Origin of the sequence: Comamonas sp. AG1104 (assembly GCF_003350425.1) — a bacterium.
Lineage (GTDB): Bacteria > Pseudomonadota > Gammaproteobacteria > Burkholderiales > Burkholderiaceae_C > Comamonas > Comamonas testosteroni.
This window is the reverse complement of sequence record NZ_QQAS01000004.1, coordinates 566,207-591,636: the sequence shown is the minus strand read 5'-3', so window position 1 is coordinate 591,636 and position 25,430 is coordinate 566,207. Positions and strand designations below refer to the sequence as shown.

General features: G+C 62.4%; 22 protein-coding genes. 8 read left to right on the top strand and 14 right to left on the bottom strand.

The features are described 5' to 3' along the window. Positions 1-329 precede the first annotated feature (329 nt). From gshB to DFO48_RS14505, 7 genes are all read right to left on the bottom strand, one after another. A complete protein-coding gene (gene gshB, locus DFO48_RS14535; protein ID WP_114863820.1) occupies positions 330-1,277 on the bottom strand; it encodes a glutathione synthase in 948 nt (315 codons plus the stop codon). A 79-nt stretch (positions 1,278-1,356) separates the two neighbouring features. Continuing rightward, positions 1,357-2,535, bottom strand: a complete 1,179-nt coding sequence (locus DFO48_RS14530; RefSeq protein WP_114863819.1) for a benzoate/H(+) symporter BenE family transporter — start codon at positions 2,533-2,535, stop codon at positions 1,357-1,359. 138 nt (positions 2,536-2,673) lie between these two features. Then, entirely contained in the window at positions 2,674-4,542 is a 1,869-nt protein-coding gene (locus tag DFO48_RS14525) for a potassium transporter Kup (RefSeq protein WP_114863818.1), read from the bottom strand. A gap of 79 nt (positions 4,543-4,621) precedes the next feature. After that, positions 4,622-5,917, bottom strand: a complete 1,296-nt coding sequence (gene gshA / locus DFO48_RS14520; RefSeq protein WP_003072589.1) for a glutamate--cysteine ligase — start codon at positions 5,915-5,917, stop codon at positions 4,622-4,624. A gap of 78 nt (positions 5,918-5,995) precedes the next feature. Next, positions 5,996-7,462: a TrkH family potassium uptake protein gene (locus DFO48_RS14515; protein WP_114863817.1), complete on the bottom strand. Its 1,467-nt coding sequence runs from the start codon at positions 7,460-7,462 to the stop codon at positions 5,996-5,998. A 9-nt stretch (positions 7,463-7,471) separates the two neighbouring features. Then, the gene (gene trkA, locus DFO48_RS14510) at positions 7,472-8,932 is read right to left on the bottom strand and encodes a Trk system potassium transporter TrkA (protein WP_114863816.1); all 1,461 of its coding nucleotides are present in this window, start codon (positions 8,930-8,932) and stop codon (positions 7,472-7,474) included. Between the two features lie 83 nt (positions 8,933-9,015). After that, entirely contained in the window at positions 9,016-10,296 is a 1,281-nt protein-coding gene (locus DFO48_RS14505) for a glutamate-5-semialdehyde dehydrogenase (protein ID WP_114863815.1), read from the bottom strand. Between the two features lie 107 nt (positions 10,297-10,403). Here DFO48_RS14505 and DFO48_RS14500 point away from each other — a divergent pair, with 107 nt between their 5' ends. Continuing rightward, positions 10,404-10,712, top strand: a complete 309-nt coding sequence (locus tag DFO48_RS14500; protein ID WP_003072580.1) for a hypothetical protein — start codon at positions 10,404-10,406, stop codon at positions 10,710-10,712. Between the two features lie 8 nt (positions 10,713-10,720). Here DFO48_RS14500 and holA read toward each other — a convergent pair whose 3' ends face one another. The 3 genes from holA to leuS form a co-directional block, all read right to left on the bottom strand. Beyond that, complete coding sequence (holA, locus tag DFO48_RS14495) at positions 10,721-11,767, bottom strand: DNA polymerase III subunit delta (protein WP_114863851.1); 1,047 nt, start codon at positions 11,765-11,767, stop codon at positions 10,721-10,723. 149 nt (positions 11,768-11,916) lie between these two features. Further along, positions 11,917-12,429 (bottom strand): LPS assembly lipoprotein LptE, encoded by a 513-nt coding sequence (lptE, locus tag DFO48_RS14490; RefSeq protein WP_114863814.1) that lies wholly within the window; start codon positions 12,427-12,429, stop codon positions 11,917-11,919. A gap of 151 nt (positions 12,430-12,580) precedes the next feature. Next, entirely contained in the window at positions 12,581-15,289 is a 2,709-nt protein-coding gene (gene leuS, locus DFO48_RS14485; RefSeq protein ID WP_114863850.1) for a leucine--tRNA ligase, read from the bottom strand. Positions 15,290-15,657: 368 nt separating this feature from the next. On the opposite strand from leuS, the gene DFO48_RS14480 reads away from it, so the two are divergent. The 3 genes from DFO48_RS14480 to DFO48_RS14470 all read left to right on the top strand — a co-directional run bounded on the left by DFO48_RS14480 (position 15,658) and on the right by DFO48_RS14470 (position 17,987). Further along, positions 15,658-16,878, top strand: a complete 1,221-nt coding sequence (locus tag DFO48_RS14480; protein WP_114863813.1) for a mechanosensitive ion channel family protein — start codon at positions 15,658-15,660, stop codon at positions 16,876-16,878. A gap of 58 nt (positions 16,879-16,936) precedes the next feature. Further along, positions 16,937-17,518: a DJ-1/PfpI family protein gene (locus DFO48_RS14475; RefSeq protein ID WP_114863812.1), complete on the top strand. Its 582-nt coding sequence runs from the start codon at positions 16,937-16,939 to the stop codon at positions 17,516-17,518. A gap of 118 nt (positions 17,519-17,636) precedes the next feature. Further along, on the top strand, positions 17,637-17,987 hold the full coding sequence (locus DFO48_RS14470) for a ribbon-helix-helix domain-containing protein (protein ID WP_114863811.1): 351 nt from the start codon (positions 17,637-17,639) through the stop codon (positions 17,985-17,987). A gap of 30 nt (positions 17,988-18,017) precedes the next feature. Here DFO48_RS14470 and DFO48_RS14465 read toward each other — a convergent pair whose 3' ends face one another. The 4 genes from DFO48_RS14465 to trxA all read right to left on the bottom strand — a co-directional run bounded on the left by DFO48_RS14465 (position 18,018) and on the right by trxA (position 20,947). Continuing rightward, positions 18,018-18,512 (bottom strand): META domain-containing protein, encoded by a 495-nt coding sequence (locus DFO48_RS14465; RefSeq protein ID WP_114863849.1) that lies wholly within the window; start codon positions 18,510-18,512, stop codon positions 18,018-18,020. A 73-nt stretch (positions 18,513-18,585) separates the two neighbouring features. Next, positions 18,586-19,365, bottom strand: coding sequence for a glucose 1-dehydrogenase (locus DFO48_RS14460; protein ID WP_003072567.1), 780 nt, complete (start codon positions 19,363-19,365; stop codon positions 18,586-18,588). Positions 19,366-19,511: 146 nt separating this feature from the next. Then, on the bottom strand, positions 19,512-19,649 hold the full coding sequence (locus DFO48_RS25290) for a hypothetical protein (RefSeq protein WP_158545667.1): 138 nt from the start codon (positions 19,647-19,649) through the stop codon (positions 19,512-19,514). Between the two features lie 347 nt (positions 19,650-19,996). After that, positions 19,997-20,947, bottom strand: coding sequence for a thioredoxin (gene trxA / locus DFO48_RS14450; protein ID WP_114863810.1), 951 nt, complete (start codon positions 20,945-20,947; stop codon positions 19,997-19,999). A gap of 316 nt (positions 20,948-21,263) precedes the next feature. Here trxA and DFO48_RS14445 point away from each other — a divergent pair, with 316 nt between their 5' ends. The 4 genes from DFO48_RS14445 (at position 21,264) to DFO48_RS14430 (ending at position 25,411) form a co-directional block, all read left to right on the top strand. Continuing rightward, a complete protein-coding gene (locus DFO48_RS14445) occupies positions 21,264-22,241 on the top strand; it encodes an ABC transporter ATP-binding protein (protein WP_114863809.1) in 978 nt (325 codons plus the stop codon). Continuing rightward, positions 22,238-23,650 carry a hypothetical protein gene (locus DFO48_RS14440; RefSeq protein WP_114863808.1) on the top strand — a complete coding sequence of 471 codons (1,413 nt, stop codon included), beginning with the start codon at positions 22,238-22,240 and terminating at the stop codon, positions 23,648-23,650. The genes DFO48_RS14445 and DFO48_RS14440 overlap by 4 nt, the downstream gene beginning before the upstream one ends. A 100-nt stretch (positions 23,651-23,750) precedes the next feature. Then, complete coding sequence (gene purE, locus DFO48_RS14435; protein WP_114863807.1) at positions 23,751-24,245, top strand: 5-(carboxyamino)imidazole ribonucleotide mutase; 495 nt, start codon at positions 23,751-23,753, stop codon at positions 24,243-24,245. Then, positions 24,242-25,411 carry a 5-(carboxyamino)imidazole ribonucleotide synthase gene (locus DFO48_RS14430; protein WP_114863806.1) on the top strand — a complete coding sequence of 390 codons (1,170 nt, stop codon included), beginning with the start codon at positions 24,242-24,244 and terminating at the stop codon, positions 25,409-25,411. The genes purE and DFO48_RS14430 overlap by 4 nt, the downstream gene beginning before the upstream one ends. Positions 25,412-25,430 lie beyond the last annotated feature (19 nt).

The following is a 25,430-nucleotide window of genomic DNA, read 5'->3' as shown; positions in this document are numbered from 1 at the left end:
GAGCGCTTGATAACTCCGAAGAGTTTGTTCCGAAGAACTGGCTGCTTGCCCTCAAACGCCCACGCTTATCGGCTGTATTTTTTTAAGGAACCGAGTGCAAAATCAGAAAACCCGATCTTGAATCTCGTTGCTTGCTGTGATCAGCGAAGCCTTGAATTCTATCACAACTTTGTCGATCTGATTTCTTTCAGGTCGACTAGCAAAATTTTGCATTCCGCTCAGTGAAGCCTTGCATTGTACACAGATTTTTGCAGTCCAGACAACACCGGCACGGACACCCAGATAAAGAACCCCGGCAGGCCTTGCCTGCCGGGGTTCTTTATCGCTTCTCAGGCGCCAGCGGCCTGCTCCAGTGCGTCGACAAACAGCGCCGCCACATCACAGCCGGCCTGATCAAAGATCTCCTGGAAGCAGGTGGGACTGGTCACATTGATCTCGGTGACGTTGTGGCCGATGACATCCAGCCCGATCAAGAGCAAGCCACGCTGCACCAGGCGCTCCCCAATGAACTCGGCAATTGCCTTGTCCTGCTCTGCCAACGGCTGGGCAACTCCCTTGCCGCCGGCCGCCAGGTTGCCGCGCACCTCATTGCCCTGCGGAATACGGGCCAGGCAAAACGGCACGGGCTTTCCGCCGATGATGAGCACCCGCTTGTCGCCATGAACGATGTCGGGCAGGAACTTCTGCACCATGACACTGGTGGAGCCGCCCTGATTCAAGGTTTCGATGATGCTGCCTAGATTGCGGCCGTCTTCGCCAACCCGGAAGATGCCCATCCCCCCCATGCCGTCAAGCGGCTTGAGGATGATGTCCTTGTGCTCTGCATGAAAGGTACGGATATCCTGGGCACTGCGCGTGACCAGCGTCGGCGAGATGAATTGCGCAAACTCCATGATGGCAAGCTTCTCGGGATGCTCGCGCAGGGCACTGGGCTTGTTGAAAACCTTGGCCCCCTCACGCTCTGCCTGGCCGAGCATGTGCGTGGCATAGAAGAACTCGGAATCAAACGGAGGGTCCTTGCGCATGACGATGGCGCCAAAGTCTGCCAGCACCGTCTGCGCAGACTGGGTTTCCTCGAACCAGCGGTCCTTGTCCCCGGTCAGGGTGATATGCCGCACCTGAGCCTTGACCTTGCCGCCGCTTTGCCAGGAGATATGGCGGGGCTCGCAGGCCACGATCTGGTGTCCTCGGCGTTGAGCCTCACGCATCATGGCAAAGGTGGAGTCCTTGTAGATGACAAAGGATTCCAGCGGATCGGCAACAAACAGTATTTGCATGGTGAAAAACTCTAGCGGTAGAGGTAGATACCGGCATCATGCCCAGCCGGGCAAAACACCACAATATGACGGCAGATACTCAGGCCTTGCGAGCCCGCAGACTCTGGACAAGCAAGGCAAGGCTGCCAGCGACCACACCCCAGAAGGCTGAGCCCACCCCTGCGATGACAACGCCGCTGAGCGTAACCAGAAAAGTGATGAGCGCTGCCTCTCGGTGCTTTTCCTCCTTGAAGGCCGTAGCCATGCCACCCCCTATGGAGCCCAGCAGGGCCAGTCCGGCAATGCAGGCCACCAGCTCCTTGGGAAAGGCCGTCAGCAGACCGGTGACCACTGCACCGAAGATGGCTATCAATATATATAGCAGTCCACACACTGCAGCAGCGGTATAGCGCTTGTTTCTGTCCTCATGCGCCTCGTCTCCCATGCAGATCGCCGCCGTGATGGCACTGAGGTTGAGGGCATAGCCGCCAAAAGGCGCCAGCAGCAAGGTCACCACGCCGGTCATGCTGATGACCCTGGACACCGGTATCGGATAGCCCGTGGAGCGAATCACCGCCACGCCCGGCAGATTCTGCGAGGCCATGGTCACGACAAACAGGGGCAACGCCAGACTAATAAGTGCCTGCAAAGAGAACTCGGGGGCCGTATAGACCGGCATGGCCAGCCCTGCGTGTACGGCCGACCACTGCATCTGCCCACGCAGCGCCGCCCAAACGGTTCCGGCCAGCAGGGTGATGATGACCGCATAGCGCGGAGCCATGCGCCGCGAAAGCAGATAGGCAAGCAGCATGACCAGCACTAGGGATAGATTGGTCTCGACCGCAGAAAAAGCCTGCATGCCGAACTTGGCCAGCACGCCGGCCAGCAGGGCCGAGGCGATTTCCATGGGGATGCGGTTCATGATGCGCTCGAACCAGCCGGTCACCCCCACCAGGATGATGAGGGCCGCGCTGACGATAAAGGCACCGATCGCCTCCCCCATGGAGAAACCGCCTGCCAGCCCAGCGGTCGCCAGCACTGCGGCCCCCGGAGTGGACCAAGCCACCATGACCGGCATGCGCAGAATCAGCGAAGGGACCAGCGAGCACAAACCCATGCCAAGCCCCAGCGCCCAGATCCAGGAAGTGATTTGCTCAGGCGTGGCATGAAAGGCCTGCGCCGCCTGAAACACCAGGGCAACCGAACTGGTAAAGCCCACAAGTACAGCCACAAAGCCTGCGGCCACGGCGGCAGGACTCAAGTCTTTGAAAAAGCGCATCCGTGCATTCTGTCACCACGCCTGTCGGAAAGGCTGCACCTCGTGCGACTGTTCATGGCGAGCACGGCCGTCACTTTTAATTCAATAGCATCAATCTCTTAACAGGAAAGCGATTGATGCATTTTTAGCTCACAGCATTTACAGCTCGATCTTGGAGCCCAGCTCCACCACCGAGTTGCTCGGCAGGTGCAGGAAATCAGCAACCCGGCTCGCATTCTTGTGCATCTGCGCAAACAGCTTTTCGCGCCAGTGCGCCATGGAGTTGTTCATGCGCGGGATGATCACATCACGCGACAGGAAATAGCTGGTGGACATGGAGTCCAGCTTGCAGCCCTGAGTACGCAGCTGCGCCAGCGCAGCAGGCACATCGGGCTCGTTCTTGAAGCCGTAGTGAATGATGACTTCCCAGCAATCGCCGCCCAGCGACTCTGCCTCCACCCGCTTGTCCATACCGACCCAGGGCACTTCATGGTTGCGCACGGTCACAAAGAGATTGCGCTCATGCAGCACTTTGTTGTGCTTGAGGTTATGGAGCAGCGCATGCGGCACGGTGCCGGGCTCCCCCGAGAGGAAAACCGCCGTGCCGGGCACGCGCGTGGGCGGATGACGCCAGGTGGATTCCAGAAACTGACGCAGATCCAGCGCATCCGCCTGCAACTTCTGGTGCAGCAACTCGCGCCCGCGGCGCCAGGTCATCATCAGAGTGAAGACCGTGCCACCGATCAGCAGCGGGAACCAGCCGCCTTCAAACAGCTTGAGCAGATTCGAGGCGAAGAAAGCCAGATCCACCATGAAGAAGAAGCCCGTCGCCAGCAGGCACAAGGCCAGCGAATAGTTCCAGCGATAGCGGATGACAAAGAAGGTCAGCATGGTGGTGATCAGCATGTCCAGCGTCACCGCAATACCGTAGGCCGCCGCCAGATTGCCGCTATTGCGAAACAGCAGAACAGCCAGCGCAATCGCCACAAACAGACCCCAGTTGACCAGAGGCATATAGATCTGGCCAGTCTCCTTCACACTGGTGTGGCGTACTTCAAAACGTGGGAAGTAGCCCAGCTGAATGACCTGACGCGTCACGCTGAAGGCCCCCGTGATAAGCGCCTGCGAGGCGATCACTGTGGCCATGGTGGCCATGATGACCAGCGGCAGCAGCGCCCAACTGGGTGCCATCATGAAAAACGGGTTCTTGACTGCCTCGGGATTGGCCAGCAGCAAAGCGCCCTGACCGAAGTAATTCAGGGTCAGCGCCGGCATGGCAATGCTGAACCAGGCCAGACGGATAGGCTTCTTGCCGAAGTGCCCGAGATCGGCATACAGCGCCTCGGCACCGGTCACACAGAGCACGACCGAGCCCAGAATGATGAAGCTGATGCCCGGGCTGTTCCAGATGAAGCTGACCGCGTAATGCGGACTGAGTGCTGCCAGGATTTCCGGGTGCCCCATGATCTGGTGCACACCCAGCAGGGCGATACAGGCAAACCAGATCAGGGTTACGGGACCAAAGAACTTGCCTATGCCTGCCGTTCCGCGCTTTTGCACGAAGAACAGCAGAAACAGGATCACCAGTGTCAACGGAATCACGGCCTTGGTGAAATGCGGCGAGATGACTTCCAGGCCCTCAACCGCCGAGAGCACGGAAATCGCCGGAGTGATAACACCATCGCCATAGAAGAGCGAGGTACCGAACATACCCACCAGAAACAACGTGCTGGACAGTCGCGGCTTGTCCTTGACCGTCTGCGAAGCCAGAGCCAGCATGGCCACCAGCCCGCCCTCACCGTTGTTGTCGGCGCGCAGCACCAGTGTCACGTATTTGAGGGAGACGATGACCGTGAGCGTCCAGAACAGTACCGATAGCACGCCATAGACGTTGGCCGGCGTGAACGGCACATATCCTGAGCCGAAAACCTCCTTGACCGAGTACAAAACACTGGTTCCGATGTCTCCGTAGACGACACCGATCGCGCCCAGGGTCAGGGCGCCTAGCGAGGATTTCGAATTTTGCACGGTTCAGGAAGCGACTCGTAAGGCAGTCACCGAGTGATGAAATTGTCGGCATTGTGCGCTGTCCTCAGCGCCTGCGAAATCAGTCGTAGATTTCTGCGTCGGGATTAGTGGCTTCCAACTCGTAGCTGGCCGCCAACATGGCCAAACGTGCTATCACGCCATACATATAGAAGCGGTTGGGTGCGCTGGCGCCCGGACGCGCGCTGACCTGAGGCAGATGGTTGCTCTGCTGGAAAGCCAGGGGCACGTAGCCCGCACCGGGGGCATTGAGGTTCTCATCCTCGCCACGCTCGGGGTGCATACGGTAGAAACCGCCCACCACGTAACGATCCATCATGTAGACCACGGGCTCGGCCACGGCGTTGTGCATGCGCTCATAGGTCAGCACCCCTTCCTGCACGATGACGTCGTGCACGGTCTGACCGTCCTTGATGACGCCCATCTTGTTGCGGCTCTTGCGCGGCAGCGCGGCCAGCTCCTTGGCATCGCGCACGGTCATCACGCCCATGCCGTATGTGCCGTTGTCGGCCTTGACCACGGCAAACGGCTTTTCCTTGATGCCGTATTCCTTGTATTTGCGGCGCACCTTGGAGAGGATCACGTCCACCTGCTCGGCCAGGGCCTCCATGCCCGTGCCTTCGGCAAAGTCGATGTTCTCCACATGACCGAACAAGGGGTTGATCAGCCAGGGATCGATGCCCAGCAACTTGCCGAAGCGCTTGCCGACTTCCTCGTAGCTCTGGAAGTGACGACTCTTGCGGCGCACATTCCAGCCTGCATGCAGCGGCGGCAGCAGGTATTGCTCGTAGAGCTCCTCGATGATGCCGGGCACGCCGGTGGAGAGGTCATTGTTGAGCAAAATGGTGCAGGGGTCGAAATCCTTGAGGCCCAGACGGCGCTTGCTGCGAATCACCGGCTCCAGCTTGATCTCGTCGCCAAGCGGCAGCGTGATGGACAGCGTCTTCTTGATCTCGGGGCTGATGGAGCCGATGCGCACATTGAGACCAGCCATGCTGAAGATGCGCTTGAGCTGCAGCACGCTGGCCAGATAGTGGGTGTTGCGCGTGTGGTTCTCAGGGATGATGAGCAGATTGCGCGCCTCGGGGCATATCTTTTCGATAGCAGCCATCGCAGCCTGGACAGCAAGTGGCAGCATTTCATCGGTCAGGTTGTTCCAGCCGCCTGGAAACAGGTTGGTATCCACCGGTGCCAGCTTGAAACCCGCATTACGAATGTCCACCGAACAGTAGAACGGCGGCGTGTGCTCCATCCATTCCAGGCGGAACCAACGCTCAATGGCAGGCATGGAGTCGAGAATGCGCTGCTCAAGTTCGTTAATGGGGCCGGTCAAAGCCGTGACGAGATGTGGAACCATAAATACCCTCAGGAGACGATGGTGGGGGGCAATTGTAGAGATTGAAGCATGAGATAGGTGTTTTCCCCAGTCTTTGTTTCAACGACGCCAAAACGCCGGTGACAGCAAAGCCATGAAACTCAGTATCTCGAGCCGCCCCAACAGCATGCCCAGAGTACACACCCAGATCTGGAAATCCGTCAACACCGTGTAGTTGGATGATGGGCCAACCGCGCCCAGTCCCGGCCCCATGCAGTGCACGCTGGCCAGCACGGCAGAGAACGCGGTCAGAGGGTCGAGATCGGTCAGCAGCAACACCATGCTCAGCACAATGACGGTGGCACCGTAAACCAGCATGTAGGCCAGCACCGAAAAAATCATCGGGTTATCTACCACCGCATCGCCCAGCCGCACCGGCTGCACGGCCCGCGGATGCACCAGACGTGTCATCTCGCGCCTGGCCTGCTTGACCAGAATCAGCATTCGCACCATCTTGATGCCGCCACCTGTCGAGCCCGCGCTGGTGGCAACCCCCGACAGCAGCAACAACAGAACGGGAATGAACACCGGCCAGGACAGATAGTCCGTGGTGGAAAAGCCGGTGGTCGTGGCGACCGAGACGGTATGGAACATGCCATTGCGCAAGGCATCCAGCGGCCCATAAACCCCCTTGACCCAGAGCAGCAGCGCCACCAGCAGGCCCGAGCCCAGCAGCACGCCGATCGTGGCGCGCATTTCGGGGTCGCGCATAAAACTATCGATGCGCCCCTTGCGCATGGCCACGAAGTACAGCGCAAAGTTGCAACTGGCCAACAGCATGAACAGCAGGGCTGCGGCCTCCAGCAGCGGTGAGTTGAAATAGGCAAAGCTGGCGTCGTGCGACGACAGCCCGCCCAGACTCACCGTGGCGAACATATGCATCAGCGCATCCAGGGGCTGCATGCCGCAGACCCAGAAGGCCAGGAAACAGCCAATGGAGAACAGCGCGTATACGCCCCACAAGCCCTTGGCCGTTTCGGTAATGCGCGGTGTGAGCTTGGTGTCCTTGACCGGGCCGGCAGCCTCCGCCCTGAAAAGCTGAGCACCACCGACACCCAGCAGCGGCAGCACGGCCACGGCAAGAATCAGAATCCCCATGCCGCCCATCCATTGCATGAAGGTACGCCAGACATTGATGGACACCGGCAGCTTATCCAGACCGCTGAGCACCGTGGCCCCGGTTGTCGTCAGACCCGAGACGGCCTCGAAGTAGGCATGGGTGAGACTGATGGAAATGCCCACCCGGTTCAGCCCCATCACCAGGGGCACCATGGCGCACAGCGGCAGCACCACCCAGACCAGCGTCACCAGAATCACCCCGTGGCGCGGCTGCAGATCCCGCTTGTAGCGGTGCAGACCACCCCATAGCAGCAGCCCCACGCCAACCGTCAGTCCGATCGACCAGGGGTAGATGCGCCAGATGCCATCCTGCGTGAACCAGGAGATGCCGAAGGGCAGCAACATGGCGCCGGCAAACATGATCATCAGCATGCCCAGCACACGCAGGACAGGGAGCAGGTCTTTCATGTGTGCAGCTTAGAAAAAGGTGGCGCTGACGCGGAACAGGTTTTCCACGTTGCGCACCAGTCGCTTGTTGGGCAGAAAGAACACCACATGGTCGCCGGATTCGATCACGGTATGGCTGCGCGGAATGATGACCTCGGTTTCCAATGCCGTGCCCGCCACTTCCTCGCAGGTCTTGCCTTCTGGAATTCCGCGCACGATGAGGCCGATGTGAACCTCCTCGGGCAGACGCAGCTCTTCCACCTTGCGCCCCACTACACGCGAACTTTTGCGGTCGCCGCGCGCCACGATCTCCAGTGCCTCGGCCACACCGCGTCGCAGACTGTGCACGGCCTGCACGTCGCCGCGGCGCACATAGGCCAGGAACTCGCCCAGCATGGCCTGCGCCGGCGACAGCGCAATATCGATCTGCGTGCCGTGCATCAGGTCCGCATAGGCGCGGCGATTGATCAGCGACAGTACGCGGCGCGCACCCATGCGCTTGGCCAGCAGGCTGGACATGATGTTGTCCTCGTCGTCGTCCGTCAGCGCGAGGAACAGATCCACCTCCTCGATGCCCTCTTCCTCCAGCAAGGCCTCATCGGTGGCATCGCCTTCCAGCACCAGCACTTCGGCAGGCAGCACCGACGACAGGCCCAGGCATTGCTGGGCATTGGACTCGATGATCTTGACGTGAAAGCGCCCGGGCGTCTGCGCCAGCTTCCTGGCCAGCCGCAGGCTGACCTGGCCGCCACCTGCAATCATGATGCGGAACACCGGGCGGCTCGGACGCCCCTCGGGCAGATTGATGGCCTTGAGAGCCTCGGACACATGCTCGGTCGCGGCCAGCATGAAGACCTCATCGCCGGGTTCTATGCGCGTAGCCCCGTCGCAGCGCACAAACCGGTCGGGCTCGTCCATGAAGCGGCGGTAGATCGCCACGATGCGCATGGCCAACTCAGGCATGCGCTCGCGCACCTGAGCGATCTGCAGACCCACGGCAGGCGCGCCAGCGCGCGCGCGCACCGAGGCCAAGGCAGCTCGTCCGCCCGCAAAGGCGCGAACCTGCATGGCTTCCGGGTATTCGATGAGCTTGCGGATGTAATGGGTGACCGATTCCTCGGGACAGATGATGCGATCGACCGCAAAACCCTCCTTGCCCAGCACCGGGTCATCCACCGCAAAGCTGGACGAGCGCACCCGCGCAATGCGGGTCGGAATGTCGAACACGGCCTGGGCAATCTTGCAGCAGACCAGGTTGGTCTCGTCCATGGAGGCGCAGGCGATCAGCAGGTCCGTGTCCTTGGCGCCCGCCTCGGCCAGGACCTGGGGATCGATGCCGTTGCCGACCACGCCGCGCAGGTCGAAGCGCGACTCCAACTCACGCAATGCTCTCGCATCCGTGTCGATGACGGTGATTCCGTTTTGCTCGGACACCAGACTTTCGGCCACACTCTGGCCTACGCGCCCGGCACCCAGAATAATGATTTTCATGGTGTTATGGAAAGGGATCCAAGCTGCGGCATTGAGTCATATCCGGAAAAGACCGCGCCTGCGGCTTCTACGGCAGACGGATTTCAGGAACGGACTTCGCCGTCGCCCAAGACCACGTATTTGAGCGAAGTCAGGCCCTCGATGCCTACCGGCCCGCGCGCATGGAACTTGTCGGTGCTGATGCCGATCTCGGCGCCGAGTCCGAACTCGAAGCCATCGGCAAAGCGGGTGCTGGTATTGACCATGACACTGGCCGAATCGACCTCGCGCAGGAATTTCTGTGCGTGCAGGTGATTGGTCGTCAGAATCGATTCCGTATGGTGGCTGGAGTACTTGTTGATGTGGGCAATGGCCTCGTCCACACCATCCACCAGCTTTACGCTGATGATGGGCGCCAGGTATTCCTCGTACCAGTCCTGCTCCACCGCCTGGGCCAGCTTGGCGTCCTTGACGGCCTGCAAGATGGCCAGCGCCTCGGCATCGCAGCGCATCTCCACGCCCTTGGCGGCATAGACAGCACCGATCCTGGGCAGGAACTCTGCAGCCACGGCGCGCGCCACCAGCAGGCTTTCGCTGGCGTTGCAGGGGCTGTACTTGTTGGTCTTGGCGTTGTCGGCCACCTTCACGGCCATGGCGATGTCGCAGGGGTCATCCACATAGGTGTGGCAATTGCCGTCCAGATGCTTGATGACGGGCACCTTGGCTTCGCGGCTGATGCGCGCGATCAGGCCCTTGCCGCCACGGGGAATGATGACGTCCACATAGTCGGGCATGGCGATGAGCTGACCCACGGCGTCGCGGTCGGTGGTCTCCACGAGCTTGACACCGTCTTCGGGCAGACCAGCCTCGGCCAGCGCCTGGGCCACCAGCCTGGCCAGCGCCTTGTTGGAGTCAATCGCCTCCGAGCCGCCACGCAAGATGCAGGCATTGCCGCTCTTGATCGAGAGGCTGGCCGCTTCGATGGTCACATTCGGGCGGCTTTCATAAATCATGCCGAACACGCCCAGGGGCACACGCATCTGGCCCACGCGGATACCGCTGGGCATTTGCTTGAGGCCACTGATCTCGCCAATCACATCGGGCATGGCAGCCAGCTGCTCGCAACCTTCGGCACAGGTCTCCAGCACCTTGGGCGTCAGTCGCAGCCTGTCGACCATGGGCGCCGACAGGCCATTGGCCACGGCACGCTCCAGATCGCGGGCATTGTCGATCTGCAGCGGCTCGACGTTCTCGCGCAGCAGACGGGCCAGCGCCTTGAGTGCTTTGTTTTTAGTAGCTGCAGACGCACGCGCCATCAGCGCAGAGGCAGCTTTTGCCTGTACACCGAGGTTGTGCATGTATTCGACGGTATTGAGCGCGTTCATGGCGTGATTTTCGCCGAGATAAGCAAGTTGCGCAGACAAGCCCGACCAAGAGGGGGTTTATGACCCTTCGGACACCTACACTCGGCCTCTGAATCGCAAGGAGACTTATGAGCCACAACACCACCGCGCTGCAGGAAAGCGCCCACCAGCTCCAGCAGCTGCGCAGCGGATTCGAGCAGCTCGCCCACTCTCAGATCAGCGCCAGCGCCCTCGGCCAGCAGGCACGCGCAGCAACCACATTGCTGCAGGCACTGCCGCCGCGCTATGGCGAGGTGCTGCTCAACCTGCTGGACCGGCTCGAATCCAGCGCGCTGTTCACCGAGGAAAGCTGCTCCTTCAGCCAGAAGGATCTGCTGGACAATCTGCGCATGTGGGCCGACAAGGCCCAAGCCCAGCTCGCGGCTAACCCCGGCTGAGCCGAAAATCAGCGCCCGGCCTGGGCCAGCTGCATGGCCAGCTGCCGCAGGGCCTGCCAGCTGTCGCGCGGCCAGCCCTCGCTGGGCAAGCCTTTGACAATGCCATCCACGGCATGGGCAGCCTGCAGCAACTCGGCTGCGCGTGCATCACTGACACGCGGCAGCAGCCGCTCCATCAGCCTCTCCTTGGGGCCCCAGATGCGATTTTCGCGCAGCGCCATCGGCAGAGGCTTGCCGCCCGCCATGGCATCCTTCACGCGCTTGATGTTACGAATGTCCTCGGCCAGTGCCCAATGCACCAGCACCTCGGCCTCGCCTTCGGCCTGCAGGCCGTCCAGCATGCGCATGCTGCGCGCCACCTTGCCCGAGAGCACAGCTTCGGACAGCTTGAACACGTCATAGCGCGCCACATTGAGCACGGCCTGCTCCACCTGTGCCAGACTCAGCTCGCCCTCGGGGTGGAGCAGGGCCAGTTTCTGAATTTCCTGATGCGCGGCCAGCAGATTGCCTTCCACGCAGTCGGCAAAGAACTGCAGCGTACGCTGACCCTCTTCACCTGCCGCCACGCGCTGATTCTGCAGCGCCAGACGCTGGGCAATCCAGTGCGGCAGCGCACCGCGCTCCACCGGGTCGACCTGGATGGAGACGCCGTTGCCGTCCAGCGCCGCAAACCAGGCCCCGGTCTTGGTGGCCTTGTCCAGGCGCGGCAGACTGATCAGCGTCAGCGTGCTGTCGTTTCCCTGGGCACTGCTGGCCAGTTGCTGCAGCGCAGCACTGCCGTCCTTGCCGGGTTTTCCGCTGGGGATGCGAATTTCCAGAATCTGCTTGTCCGCAAACAGGCTCAGGCTGCCACCTGCCGCCAGCACGCCGCTCCAGTCAAAGTGCGCGCCCATGACGGTATAGCTGCTGCGCTCGGTATAGCCCTGAGCACGCGCTGCTGCACGAATCGCATCGGCCGCTTCCTGCTGCTGCAACGGCTCGTCGCCATGCAGCACATAGAGCGAGCGCAAGCCCTTGGCCAGATGGGAGGAAAGCTGGTTCAGCGCAAGCTGCATGGACAATGGTTTTCTATAAAAAGTATCTGAAACGCCCTGATTTCAAGCGCCAGCAGCTATCAAATTCACCTGGGTACACTGACGACTCGCGGCCTCCGCTCAGGGACGGCACAAGCGCCGCCCCGCCGCGCAGCGACTCAGGCAATGGCTTACGACACCTGCATGCTCTTCACTGCGCCGAGGCGGCGAATGATCTGCTGGACGATGTCGTTGCGCATATCCTTGTTCAGCATTTCCTCTTCTGCAGCTTTAGACAAGGCATTGGTTTCGTTATAGGTCACGTTGCGGATCTGGCGAATTTCGACCGGCTCGATCAGCGCATCGCCGCCGGACGTGCGCAGCGAGAAGCGCACAATCAGGCGCAGCTCGATTTCACGCACCTGACCGGCCACGTTGGAGCCGATGATCACGCGCTGAGCCTGCTCGCTGATGATCTGGCAGATCACTTCGGCCGTATCGGGCGAAGCCGGATCCTTGATCACGGTCAACTTGTCGCTGGCCGACTCCAGACTGCGACGCAGCAAAGTGCCCACGGGCGCACCACGCCCCGCCTGCACGTAAATGGAGCGAAACACAAAATTCGGCGCGCCGCGCAGGCGAAAGCCGCAGGCTCCCAGCAAAGGCGTCAAGGCCATCGCGGCCAGCAGCGTACGTTTTTGCATCAACTGTCCTTTTATCTTCAACCCGAGCAGCGAATTCGCCGCCCCGCTGCGAGCACCGCCTCTTGCACCAGGGATAGCAAGCAAGGGCAGCCCCGCAGCGAGGCTATCGTCCCCCTTGGGGGAAGGCGCGAAGCGCCTCAGGGGGAGTCATTTACACCACGATATTCACCAGACGACCCGGCACCACGATGATCTTCTTGGGCTCGCGGCCTTCGGCAAACTTCTGGTACTCCTCATTGGCCAGCGCCGCCGCCTCGATGGCAGCCTTGTCGGCTGTGGCGGACACCAGGATCGCACCGCGCAGCTTGCCGTTGACCTGCAGGACCAGCGAGATCTCGTCCTGCACCAGGGCCTTGGGGTCGACCTGCGGCCAGGGTGCATCGAGCAGATCGCCCAGGTGGTTGGCATAGCCCAGCTCGCTCCACAGCACATGCGCCAGGTGGGGCGTTGCAGGGTAGAGCACACGCAGCAGAATGCCGAAGCCTTCGATCAGCGCCACCTTGGCACCGGTGTCATCCAGGGCCTTGAAGTCTTCCAGCGCATTGATCATCTTCATCGCGCCGGAAACCACGGTGTTGTACTGCATGCGCGAGTAGTCGTACTCGACCTGCTTGAGCACGTTGTGGATTTCCAGACGCAGGGCCTTGGCCGCCTTGCCGAATTCCACATCGTCCAGCGACTTGGCACCGGCCACGCCCTGCACTGCGGAAGCCATGTCCATGCCTGTCAGCTTGGCGCCGAAGTTGTAGACGCGACGCAGGAAGCGATAGCTGCCTTCCACGGCGGCGTCGTTCCACTCCAGCGTCAGCTCGGGCGGCGAGGTGAACATGGTGTACAGACGTGCGGTGTCGGCGCCGTACTTCTCGATCAGATCCTGCGGGTCCACGCCATTGTTCTTGGACTTGGACATGGTGCCCACGCCCTCGTAGTCGATGGCCGTTCCCACGGGCAGCAGGCCGTCGGCGCTGTCCACTTCGACCTTCAGCTTGGCGCCGATGATCTTGCCGGAGTCGTCGAACACATGCTCCACATCCTTGGGCCAGAAGTATTCCTTGGCGCCCTTGGCCGTGCGACGGCTGTAGATGTGATTGAGCACCATGCCCTGCGTCAGCAGCTTGGTGAAGGGCTCGTCGATCTTGACCAGGCCCAGGTCGCGCATGACCTTGGTCCAGAAGCGCGCGTACAGCAGGTGCAGGATGGCGTGTTCCACACCGCCGATGTACTGGTCCATTGGCATCCAGTAATCGGCGCCGTCGGCCACCATCTGCTCGCTGTTCTTGGCGTCGCAGTAGCGCATGAAGTACCAGGACGAATCCACAAAGGTGTCCATGGTGTCGGTTTCACGGCGGGCAGGCTTGCCGCAGCAGGGACAAACCACGCCGGCGTGGAAGGCCTCGGACTTGATCAGCGGATTGCCGGAGCCATCGGGCACCAGATCCTGGGGCAGGACCACGGGCAGGTCCTTCTCGGGCACGGGCTGAGGGCCGCAATCGGCGCAATGAATGATGGGGATGGGGGTGCCCCAGTAGCGCTGACGGCTGATACCCCAGTCGCGCAGACGCCAGGTGGTCTTGAGCTCGCCCAGGCCCTTGTCGCCCACGATCCTGGCCACGGCCTGCACCGCATCCTTGTGGTTCAGACCGTCGAGATCGCCAGAGTTGATCAGTACGCCGCGCTCCTTGTCGCCATACCAGTCGCTCCACTGCTTGTCGTCATAAGCGGCCTGGCCTTCCACGGCCACTACCTGCTTGATGGGCAGGCCGTACTTGTTGGCGAAGGCGAAATCGCGTTCGTCGTGGGCGGGCACGCCCATCACGGCGCCGTCGCCATAGCTCATCAGCACATAGTTGCCGATCCACACCTCGACTTGCGCGCCGGTGATGGGATGGGTGACGAACAGGCCCGTGGGCTTGCCTTCCTTTTCCTTGACGGCCAGTTCGGCCTCTGTCGTGCCACCCTTTTTGCATTCTTCAATGAAGGCAGCCAGTTCGGGCTTGTCGGCAGCGGCATGCTGTGCCAGGGGGTGCTCAGGCGCCACGGCGCAGAAGGTCACGCCCATGATGGTGTCGGCACGCGTGGTGAAGACATACATCTTGCCGTCCTGGATCAGCTGGCCGTCAGTCCCCTTGATGTCATGGGTGAACGCAAAGCGCACGCCCGCAGACTTGCCGATCCAGTTTTCCTGCATCAGGCGCACCTTGTCGGGCCAGCCGTTCAGAGTGGCCTTCTCGTTGCCGACCTGCACATGGTCGAGCAGCTCCTGGGCGTAGTTGGTGATGGCCAGGTAGTAACCAGGGATCTCGCGCTTTTCCACCAGAGCGCCAGTGCGCCAGCCGCGGCCGTCAATGACCTGCTCGTTGGCCAGCACGGTCTGATCCACCGGGTCCCAGTTCACCACCTGGGTCTTGCGGTAGGCAATGCCTTTTTCCAGCATCTTGAGGAACAGCCACTGGTTCCACTTGTAGTACTCGGGGTCGCAGGTGGCGACCTCGCGGCTCCAGTCGATGGCCAGGCCCATGGCCTGCATCTGCTTTTTCATGTACGCGATGTTCTCGTACGTCCACTTGGCAGGCGGCACCTTGTTTTTCAGCGCAGCGTTCTCGGCAGGCAGGCCGAAGGCGTCCCAGCCCATGGGCATGAGGACGTTGTAGCCCTTCATGCGCAGCTGACGCGTGAGCATGTCGTTGATGGTGTAGTTGCGCACATGGCCCATGTGCAGCTTGCCGCTGGGGTAGGGCAGCATGGAGCAGGCGTAGTACTTGGGCTTGCTGCCGTCTTCGGTGACGCGGTAGGCGTCCTTGGCTTGCCAGTGGTCTTGCGCGGCGCGCTCGACCTCGATGTGGTTGAATTTTTCTTGCATGGTGCAGTGCAGTGGCCGCCAGCCCCACTTGGGACCCGGCAAGGTAGAAATCTGAAATCAGCAGGGATTTTAGGCTGCCCGACCGCTTGCGCCGTTTTAGCCCCGCATGACCGCAGAACCCGCTGCGCCATCCCTGCGGCCTTCCTGCACACCACGCTGGGAAATACGGCTTTGCGTAAGCTAGTGGTTGTTCACACATTGCTGAACTTTTTGCACGGCTGCCGGTCTGACCGGCCTGTTTCCGTGCCCGACGCCATCGCCTGCCTTCTGCCCGAAGTTGCCAGACTTGCGCTCCTGCCCCGGCCCATTCTTCTGAGGAGCTGCTCTTGCTTTCCCGCTGGTCTTTCGTTTCTGACTGGAATCCCGCCATGCAAATGCTGGCCTCGCTCTGCGTCCTGGCCCTGAGCGCTCTTGTGGCCGGCTGGCTGACCCAGTGGCTGGGGCTCAAGGTCTTTCGCCGTATGCGCGACACCCTCAGGACCGGCTGGGCCCAGATCCTCATGCACGACAAGGTGCTGCGCCGCCTGGCCAAGGTCGTGCCCTCTCTGATCGTGCAGTTCGGCGTCCAGGGCGTGCCGCATCTGGAGCCGCGCTGGACCACGCTGATCACCAATGTGGCGGTGGCCTTCACGCTCTACCACCTGGCGCGCGTGCTGTGCGATCTGCTCAATGCCACGAACGAGGCCCATGAACGCGACGAGGCACGCAAGGCAGCCGTCCAGACCCACTCCATCAAGAGCTATGTGCAACTGGGAAAGCTGCTGGTCTGCAGCTTTGCCGTGGTGCTCATCGTGGCCACGCTGATGGACCGCTCGCCCCTGCTGCTGCTCTCGGGCCTGGGCGCCATGTCGGCCGTGCTGATGCTGGTGTTCAAGGACACCATCCTCTCCTTTGTCGCAGGCGTTCAGCTCGGCAGCAACGACATGCTGCGCGTGGGCGACTGGATAGAGATGCCCCAGGTCGGCGCCGACGGCTTTGTGACCGATATCGCGCTCAATACCGTCAAGGTGCAGAACTGGGACAAGACCATCACCACCATCCCTACCTGGCGGCTGATGACGGACAGCTTCAAGAACTGGCGCGGCATGTTCGACTCGGGCGGACGCCGCATCATGCGCTCGCTGAACCTGGACGCCAACACCGTGCATCTGCTCTCGCCCGAGGAGCGCGCCGGCATGGGCCATATCGCCCTGCTGCAACCCTACTGGAGTGAACGCGACGGCCTGCAGGCCATGCCGGGTGCGGCCGAGGCCGCCATGCCAACCCAGGCCATCGCCGCCCACCAGGTCACGAACCTGGCCGCCTTCAAGGCCTATGCCTACGCCTATCTCATGGGCCACCCGCGCATTGGCAAAGGCCCGGGCATGTTCCTCATGGTGCGCACCATGGAGACATCGCCCACGGGGCTGCCGCTGCAGCTGTTCTGCTACACCAACACCACCGTCTGGGTGGAGTACGAAGGCATACAGGGCGAAATCTTCGACCATCTGATCGGCGTGCTGCCGCAGTTCGGGCTGACGCTGTACCAGCGTTCGTCGGACTACGGCACGCACTATCCGCCCGCCCGTCACGATGTAGTAGCCCGTTAATACCCGCAGCGCCGCTTGCCTGTCCACAATGGTTTGACACTTCAACAGGAGACAGACCATGGCAGGCAAGAAGATTTTGATGATTTGCGGCGACTACTGCGAGGACTATGAAACCATGGTTCCGTTCCAGGCCCTGCTGGCCGTGGGCCATACCGTGCATGCCGTCTGCCCCGACAAAAAGGCCAGCGACCAGATCAAGACCGCCATCCACGACTTCGAAGGCGCACAGACCTATAGCGAAAAGCCCGGCCACAACTTCACGCTCAACGCCACGTTTGCCGATGTGAAGCCCGAGCAGTACGACGCCCTGGTCATCCCCGGCGGCCGCGGCCCCGAGTATCTGCGCGGCTATGAAAGCGTGCGCGCCGCCGTTCGTCACTTCTTCGACACCAACAAGCCCGTGGCCGCCGTCTGCCACGGCGCGCAGTTGCTGGCCGGGGCCGGCGTGCTCAAGGGCCGCACCTGCTCGGCCTATCCTGCCTGCCGCGCCGAGGTGGAGCTGGCCGGCGGCAGCTATGCCGACATTCCCGTCGATCAGGCCCATACCGAAGGCAATCTGGTCAGCGCACCAGCCTGGCCTGCCCATCCTGCCTGGATCGCCCAGTTTCTCGCGCTGCTGGGCACGAAGATTTCACACTGAAATCGACCTCCAGGGCTTTCCCATCAGGCGCAGCAAGCTATCAATTCAAGAGTTCTCCTCTTGACGCCGCAGTCACCGGGCCACACCATGGCCCGGTTTTGTTTTGGAGAGTCGCGCCATGTGCCAGGTCTTTATCAGCGCCGATCCCCAGCTCTGGGCCCACCGGGCCCGCTCCATCCGGCTGCATGGAGTGGCGACCAGCATCCGGCTGGAAAACCTGTTCTGGCAGGTACTCGAAGAGATTGCCGCGCGGGACGGTTATACCGTTCCCCAGCTCTGCACCAAGCTCTACGACGAGCTGCTGGCCGAGCGCAAAGCGGTGGACAACTTCAGCTCTTTTTTGCGCGTGTGCTGTACCCGCTATCTGGCGCTGCAGCTGTCGGGGGAGATTCCGCAGGACATGGGGATTCCGATTCGCTCGCTGAATGCGGCTTCGGCAACCCGGCCTGCCGCCCGCCTGCCGCACTGAAACCTTGGCGCAGGCTTCAAACGCAGCAATTCAACGTAAATACACCGCCTCGAAACGCAGCAGCACCCGACCGTCGGCATCGCTCAGCGCCAGCTTCCGACCCTGCACCGCATAGCCGCTGACCTGCGCCAGCGTGCTGAGAAACAGCTGCTCCCTGCGCCCCCCCTGCACACAGGCCATGCGGGTGGTGGTCACCGCAGACAGGCGCAGCCAGCGCCCGTCCAGACTGTAGCTTCCGCGCAGCCGGTTGCAGCCACCCGCGCCGTGAAAGCGGCCGGTGCCGCTCTCCAGCACCAGATGCGGCTCGGGCTGATTGTCATAGGCACTGACATGCGAGCCATCGCCCAGTTGCACCAGCTTCCAGTAGGTATTGAGCAGCAGCGCGGGCTCTGCGGTCATGGCCTCGGATTCGCTCACGCCTGCGGATGGCTGCACCTCGGCCGCACAGCCCGTCAGCGCCCACAGCATCCCCAGAGCAGCCAGTGCCGGGCGAAGAAAGCCGCCGAAAGTAGATGTGACATGCATGGCCAAACGTATCGATAGATAAAACCGCCTGAAACGCTTATTGCAAAAGCGCTGGCTTCTTCTTAAGGAAGCTTTACATACCAGGAGCACCTGGCAATCCCGCATAGTAATGACCGGCGGTCATGCCGCCATCCACGACGATTTCTGCACCCGCCATATAGGAGGACTCGTCGCTGGCCAGAAACAGCGTGGCCGCCGCCACTTCAGCCGGATCGCCCACGCGCTGCAGCGCGATGTTGGCAAAGCCTTGATTGACCTCTTCACGCGCGCGCTGGCCAGGGTTGCCCATGGCGGTGTCTACGCCGCCCGGGTGCACGGAATTCACGCGCACGCCGCGATGACCGAGCTCCATGGCCGCCACCTTGGTCAGTCCGCGCACACCCCATTTGCTCGACGCATAGGCCGCCAGGCCATTCGCGCCCTTCATGCCATCGACGGAAGAGAGGTTGATGATAGAGCCGCGCCCACGCTCGATCATGCCCGGAGCCACGGCCTTGATACCCAGGAATTCGCCCACCAGATTGACCTTGAGCACGCGTTCGTAGTCCGCCAGCGAAGTATCGAGCAAGGTCCGGAACATCAGCACGCCCGCGTTGTTGACCAGCACATCAATGGCGCCAAGATCCTGCTGCGCCTGCTCCATCAGCCCGGCCCAGGATTCCTCGCTCGTCACATCATGGTGATAAAAGCGCGCGGCATCGCCAAGCTCGGCGGCCAGCGCCTGGCCTTCAACATCCAGCATATCGGCCACCGCAACCTTGGCGCCCTCCTGCACAAACAGGCGGCAGGTAGCCGCCCCCATGCCACGCGCACCGCCGGTGATGATGGCGACCTTGCCAGCCAATCGGTTCATGGATATGCCTCCTCGGTGGCAAGCCGGCATCTCGTTGCGCCGCTGCCTTGTCATGAATGAAAAGCCCGCAGCCTTGTGCGGCGCAGGCTTTTTGATTATTGCGGCACAAGGCCGCGCGACACCGGGAAAATACAGCGGGGAAATGCTTAGGCCAAATAGGGCTGGACATTCACGTCCACCTGCCCATCCAGGCGCACAAAGCCGCAGGCGGCAGCATTGCTGCAGCACCAGACTGCCTGCCCGGCCAGTGGCTCGCGCTGCAGAGCAGCTTGCGCAGCGGCCACATTCCGGCACCTTATCGTGGGCCTGGCAAGCGCAAGCACCGAAGGCTCGCCCGCCAGCCCTAGAAGCGCGGCGAGCGCAACACACCCAGCCACACCGTCAACAGCAGCGCCAGCCCCAGATACAAAAACAGGCCATTAAAGGCCACTGAAAAGATCTGATCCATCACGACTCTCATTCAACGCAAGCAGCAAAAACTGGCGTGCCCCAAGGCAAGGGACAGCGAGCAAGCGCCGCCGCGCAGCGAAGCTGTCGTCCCCCTCCCATAGCGCGAAGCGCGTAGAGAGAGGGGCGCCCGGCCAGGGGGAAGGCGCGGGGCCGCCCAGGCAAGGCGCCTCAGGGGGAGCCTTCAATTCAACGCCATGCTCAGCCTGCGGCGATAGCTGTTGACCAGCGCCGTGGCCTCGTCCTGCTCGGCGCTGTTCTTGCCCAGCAGCTCGATGCCGCCGCTGCTCTTGCCGGGCACGGCGTCCTGCTTCTTGGGCTTGGGCGGGGTCAGCAGCTCCAGCACGCCGACAATGAGCTTGCGCGCAGCCTGGTCGTTCCAGGTCTTGTCGCGCATGATGATTTCCAGCATTTCGTCCATGGCATCGGTCCACTGGCTGTGGGCCAGCAGCGCGCGCGCACGGCCAAAGCGGGCGTCGAAGTCGCGCTTGTTGGCGGCGATGGCGGCGTCGTACTTGGCCACATCGGCATTGTCGTCCTGCACGGCAAATTCCAGCGCCTTGAGCCACTGGTTCAGCGCTTCGAAGCGCAGCGGCTGGGGAATGCGCTTGATGGGTTCGGCCAGCAGGGCCGCAGCTTCCTCGAAGCTGCCGGTGGCGATCAGCAGGCGCACATAGTCAAAGCGCGCATCGTCGTTGGCCGGGTCGGCCGCCAGCGCATCGGCCAGCTTCTGCAGCGCCGCCTGGGTGTCGCCGGACTCCAGCAAGGCCTGGGCTTCGTCGGCGTCAGCCTCGGCCGCCAGCTCGCCCTCGGAGGGCAGATGCTTGTCCAGGAACTCGCGCAGCTTGCCCTCGGGCTGGGCGCCCATGAAGCCGTCCACGGGCTTGCCGCCGATCATCAGCACGCAGGTCGGGATGGAGCGGATGCCGAACATGCTGGCCAGCTGCTGCTCCTGATCGGAGTCGATCTTGACCAGCTTGAAGCGGCCCTCATAGGCGACTTCCAGCTTTTCCAGCACCGGACCCAGCGTCTTGCAGGGGCCGCACCAGGGTGCCCAGAAGTCCACCAGCACGGGCACGGCCATGGAGGCGGCTACGACTTCGGCTTCAAAATTCTCGAGGGTGACGTCAATCATGTGATTCCCAATGCTTGTGCGCTGCCACGCAGGCAGCGGCGCTGAAAAGTCTGCGAACCGGCCACTCCAGCAGAGTGCCCACCGCGCGATGCTGCGATTCTCCACGCAAATGCGCGAGCGCAAGCCATAGACCAGAACGGACCGGGTCTTTGCTACTCAGATGGGAGCAGTCTGCGCATGTTTCAAGGTCAATTCAAGGTGTTTTATGCCGGTAATCAATGAAAGATATGCGCTAGCAGCTACGGTTTCAAGAGTGACCGCCCCACAGGGCCTCGCGCCCCTGGGCTATATTGCTCGCGAACCAAGGAGCGCAGACTTGATTGAAGTTTCACAACTGGTGTTTGAATATCCGGGCCACCGCGCCCTCGACGGCGTGAGCCTGTCCATCGCTGCGGGCAGCGTGACGGCACTCGTCGGCCCCAACGGCGCCGGCAAATCCACGCTGATGCGCTGCATCGCCGGCCTCGAGCAGCCGCTGTCTGGCCATATCCGTGTCAAAGGCCTGTCGGTCGAGGAACAGCCGCGCGAGGTGCACCGCCACCTGGGCTATCTCTCGGACTTCTATGGTCTGTACGACAGGCTCAGCGTGATGCGCTGCCTGCAGTACTCTGCCCTGTCCATGGGCGTTGTACCCGGTGATGTGGATGTCCGTGTACGGCAGGTGGCCCAGCAACTGGGCCTGACGGAGCTGCTGCACCGTCACCCGACCGAGCTCTCGCGCGGCCAGCGCCAGCGGGTGGCGATCGGCCAGGCCATCGTCCACCAGCCCGGCGTGCTGCTGCTCGACGAGCCGGCCAGCGGCCTGGATCCCGATGCGCGCAGCAGCCTCTCGACGCTGTTTCGCCAGCTTCAGGCCCAGGGCATGACGCTGATCGTCTCCAGCCACATCCTCAGCGAACTGGACGAGTACTGCACCCATATCCTGAGCATCCGCGACGGCCGCATCGAAAGCCATGAGGCACTGCAAAACGCCCACGGCCCGGGCCAACCCGTTGCAGTTGGCCAGCAACCCCAGCTCTATGCGCTGGAAGTGGCCATGGAGCAAAGCGAAGGCCTGGAGGCCCGCCTGCGCCAGGCCTTGCTGAGCACCTCGGTGCAGGACTTCGACACCACGGGCCGCCGGCCGATCCAGCTCTGGCTGCCGGCCGCCGCCAGCGCTCGCGCCCAATGGCTGGCCCAGCTGGTGCAGGCTGGCATTCCCGTCGCCGCGCTGTATCCGGTGCGCGAGCGGCTGCAGGACCACTATGCCCGCACAGCCCAGGCCCGCGATACCGAAAGTCAGGAGCAAGCATGAGCCAACGCAACCCCGAATTCCAGCGCCAGCTCTGGCTGAACTGGCGCCCCTCGCTGCTGGCCTGGAGCCTGGGCCTGAGCCTGCTCATCCTGGCCCTGCCCTTCGCCCTGTCCTCTGCCAAGGGACTGCCCGGCACCCTGAGCATGACCGCCATTGCCGGCCTGTACCTGGCTGCCATCATCTATGGCAGCGTGCTGGCCGGACGCAGCCTGGCCGAGGAAGCCAGCCAGAACACCTGGGACTGGCAGCGTCTGTCCGTGCTCACGCCCTGGCAGATGGCCTGGGGAAAGCTGCTGGGCGCCACCTTGCCTGCCTGGCTCTATGTGCTGTGGTTTGCGCTGGCCGTAGCGGGTGTGACCCACTTCTGGGCGCTGGAGCCCCTGAAGTTGCAACACACGATTGGCTTGGCCGTGATCTGGGGCCTGGGCCTGCAGACCTGGGCCATGAACTCCGTGCTCATGAGCTGGGGACTGAGAGACAGGCCCATCAATCGCCGGCGAGCGGCACTGCTGCCTCTGCTGATCCTGTTCTTCGCCCCCGGCCCCTTTGTCGACCATGTCTACAAAGGCATGGTGGACGTCGACGCCGAGCCGGTGTTCTGGTGGGGCCTGAATGTGGGCGGCCTGGGGCTGGCCTATCTGGCCGGAACCCTGGTGCTGGGCCTGGGGCTGCTGGCCCTGTGGCGCCAGCTTTGCACCCGACTCGATGTACGCACCCTGCCCTGGGCCTGGCCTCTGGGCCTGGCGCTGACTGGATTTTTCGCAGCCGGCTCGCTCAATCTGGGCATTGCCGAATTTTTCAGCAGCACCGCCTGGATCGCGCTGATCGGCACCGCCTATGTCGCCCTGCAGCATATGGACCAGCATCTGCGCGCCTGGCGCCAGGTTCAATGGTCGGCCTCGCGCCAGCGCTGGCGCGAGGCGCTGGAGGCACTGCCGCTGTGGCCGGTCAGCCTGCTGCTGGGCTTTGCCATGGCCTTGCTGCTGCTGTTCGCCCCCCAGTCACTTGAGGCGGCCATCAGCGGCAAGCTCAACAGCTTTACCTTCTATCTGTGCCTGCATCTGCTGCGCGACTGCCTGCTGCTGACCGGCTTCGCCCTGCTGGCGGGCAAGCTCAAGTCCCCCCTGGCCTCGTTTGTCATCGCTTGGCTGATCCTCAACATCGCCGCGCCGCTGCTGGCCTATGGCATGGGCGGCCATACGGGTGCCATGTTTGTTCAGCCCGTGGTGGCCATGTGGATGAGCTCGCCGGACGGCATAGAGCAAGCCGGCGCCTGGGTCAGCTATGTGCCCTGGGCCTCTCTGAGCCTGCAGATCCTGGTCACGCTGGCCTGGGTCATCCATGTTTTCAGGGACCGCGTGCTGGGCTTTGCACGCGATAACGCGGCGGCCCACATTCGGGGGTCATAGTTGCTTTGCCCGGACGGCTATGCCCCACAGCCGGCCGGCAATGCAGCGAAACCGTAAAATCAGGGGTTCCACTAGGCCGGGCGGCAGCGCCCTGAAGAACATGAACCCCATCCAAGTTGGCGTAGTCATGGGTTCCAGCAGCGACTGGGACACCATGCAGCACGCAGTTGCCATCCTCCAGCAATTCGGTATCGCTTTTGAAGCACAGGTCGTATCGGCCCACCGCATGCCGGACGACATGTTCCGCTTTGCCGAAGCTGCGGCCGACCGAGGCCTCAAGGCCATCATTGCCGGCGCCGGCGGTGCTGCCCACCTGCCAGGCATGATTGCCGCCAAGACCACCGTGCCGGTGCTGGGCGTGCCTGTGGCAAGCCGTCACCTGCAGGGTGTGGATTCGCTGCATTCCATCGTGCAGATGCCCAAGGGCGTGCCCGTGGCCACCTTTGCCATCGGCAATGCCGGTGCGGCCAATGCGGCCCTGTTTGCCGTGGCCCTGCTGGCAAATGAAGACGCAGAGCTGTGCAAAAAGCTCGAAGCCTTCCGCGCCGAGCAGACCGAAGCCGCCCGCAATATGACGCTGCCGGTGAACGCATGAGCAAAGACACCGATGTGATCCTGCCCGGCGCGACGCTGGGCGTGCTCGGCGGCGGTCAGCTGGGCCGCATGTTTGCCCATGCCGCACAGGCCATGGGCTATTTCACCGCCGTGCTGGACAAGGACGAGACCAGCCCCGCCGGCCTGGTCAGCCACCAGCATGTGCGCACCGGCTACGAAGACCCCCAGGGCCTGGCCGAGCTGGCCAGACTCTGCGCGGCCGTGACCACCGAATTCGAGAATGTGCCCGCCGGCTCGCTGAACAAGCTGGCCGAGAGCCTGCCCGTATCGCCCGCCGGCTCGGCCGTGGCGATCGCCCAGGACCGAGCTGCCGAAAAAGCCCACTTCGTGAAGTGCGGCGTCCCCTGCGCCCCCTATGCCGTGATCGAGACAGCCGAGCAGTTGGCCGCCGTCAACGACGCACTGCTGCCCGGCATTCTCAAGACTGCACGCATGGGCTATGACGGCAAGGGCCAGATCCGCGTCAAGACCCGCGAGGAGCTGGTCAAGGCCTGGAGCGAGCTCAAGCAGGTGGCCTGCGTGCTCGAAAAAATGCTGCCGCTGGCGCATGAATGCTCGGTCATCGTGGCGCGCGGCCGCAATGGCGACATCGTCAACCTGCCCGTGCAGCGCAATCTGCACCGCGACGGCATTCTGGCCGTGACCGATGTCTACGAAGGCAACGTGCCCGCAGCGCAGGCAGAGCAAGCGGTAGCTGCTGCGAAATCCGTAGCTATCGGCCTCGACTACGTGGGCGTGCTCTGTGTGGAATTCTTTGTGCTGGACAACGGCCAGCTGGTGGTCAACGAGATCGCCCCGCGCCCGCACAACAGCGGCCACTACAGCCAGAACGCGATGGATGTGTCGCAGTTCGAGCTGCAAGTGCGCTGCATGACCAATCTGCCCCTGGTGCAGCCGCGCCAGCACAGCGCCACCATCATGCTCAACCTGCTGGGCGACCTGTGGTTCAAGAACGACGGCACGGCACAGGCTCCGGCCTGGGATCAGATCCTGGCTCTGCCCGGTGCCCACCTGCATCTGTATGGCAAGGTCGATGCCAAGCCGGCCCGCAAGATGGGCCACTTGAACATCACCGCGGCCAGCCCCGAAAAAGCGCGTGAAACCGCTTTGAAGGCCGCTGAAATCCTCGGCATTGAAGCGTTCTGATAACAACCCCTGAGCGGCT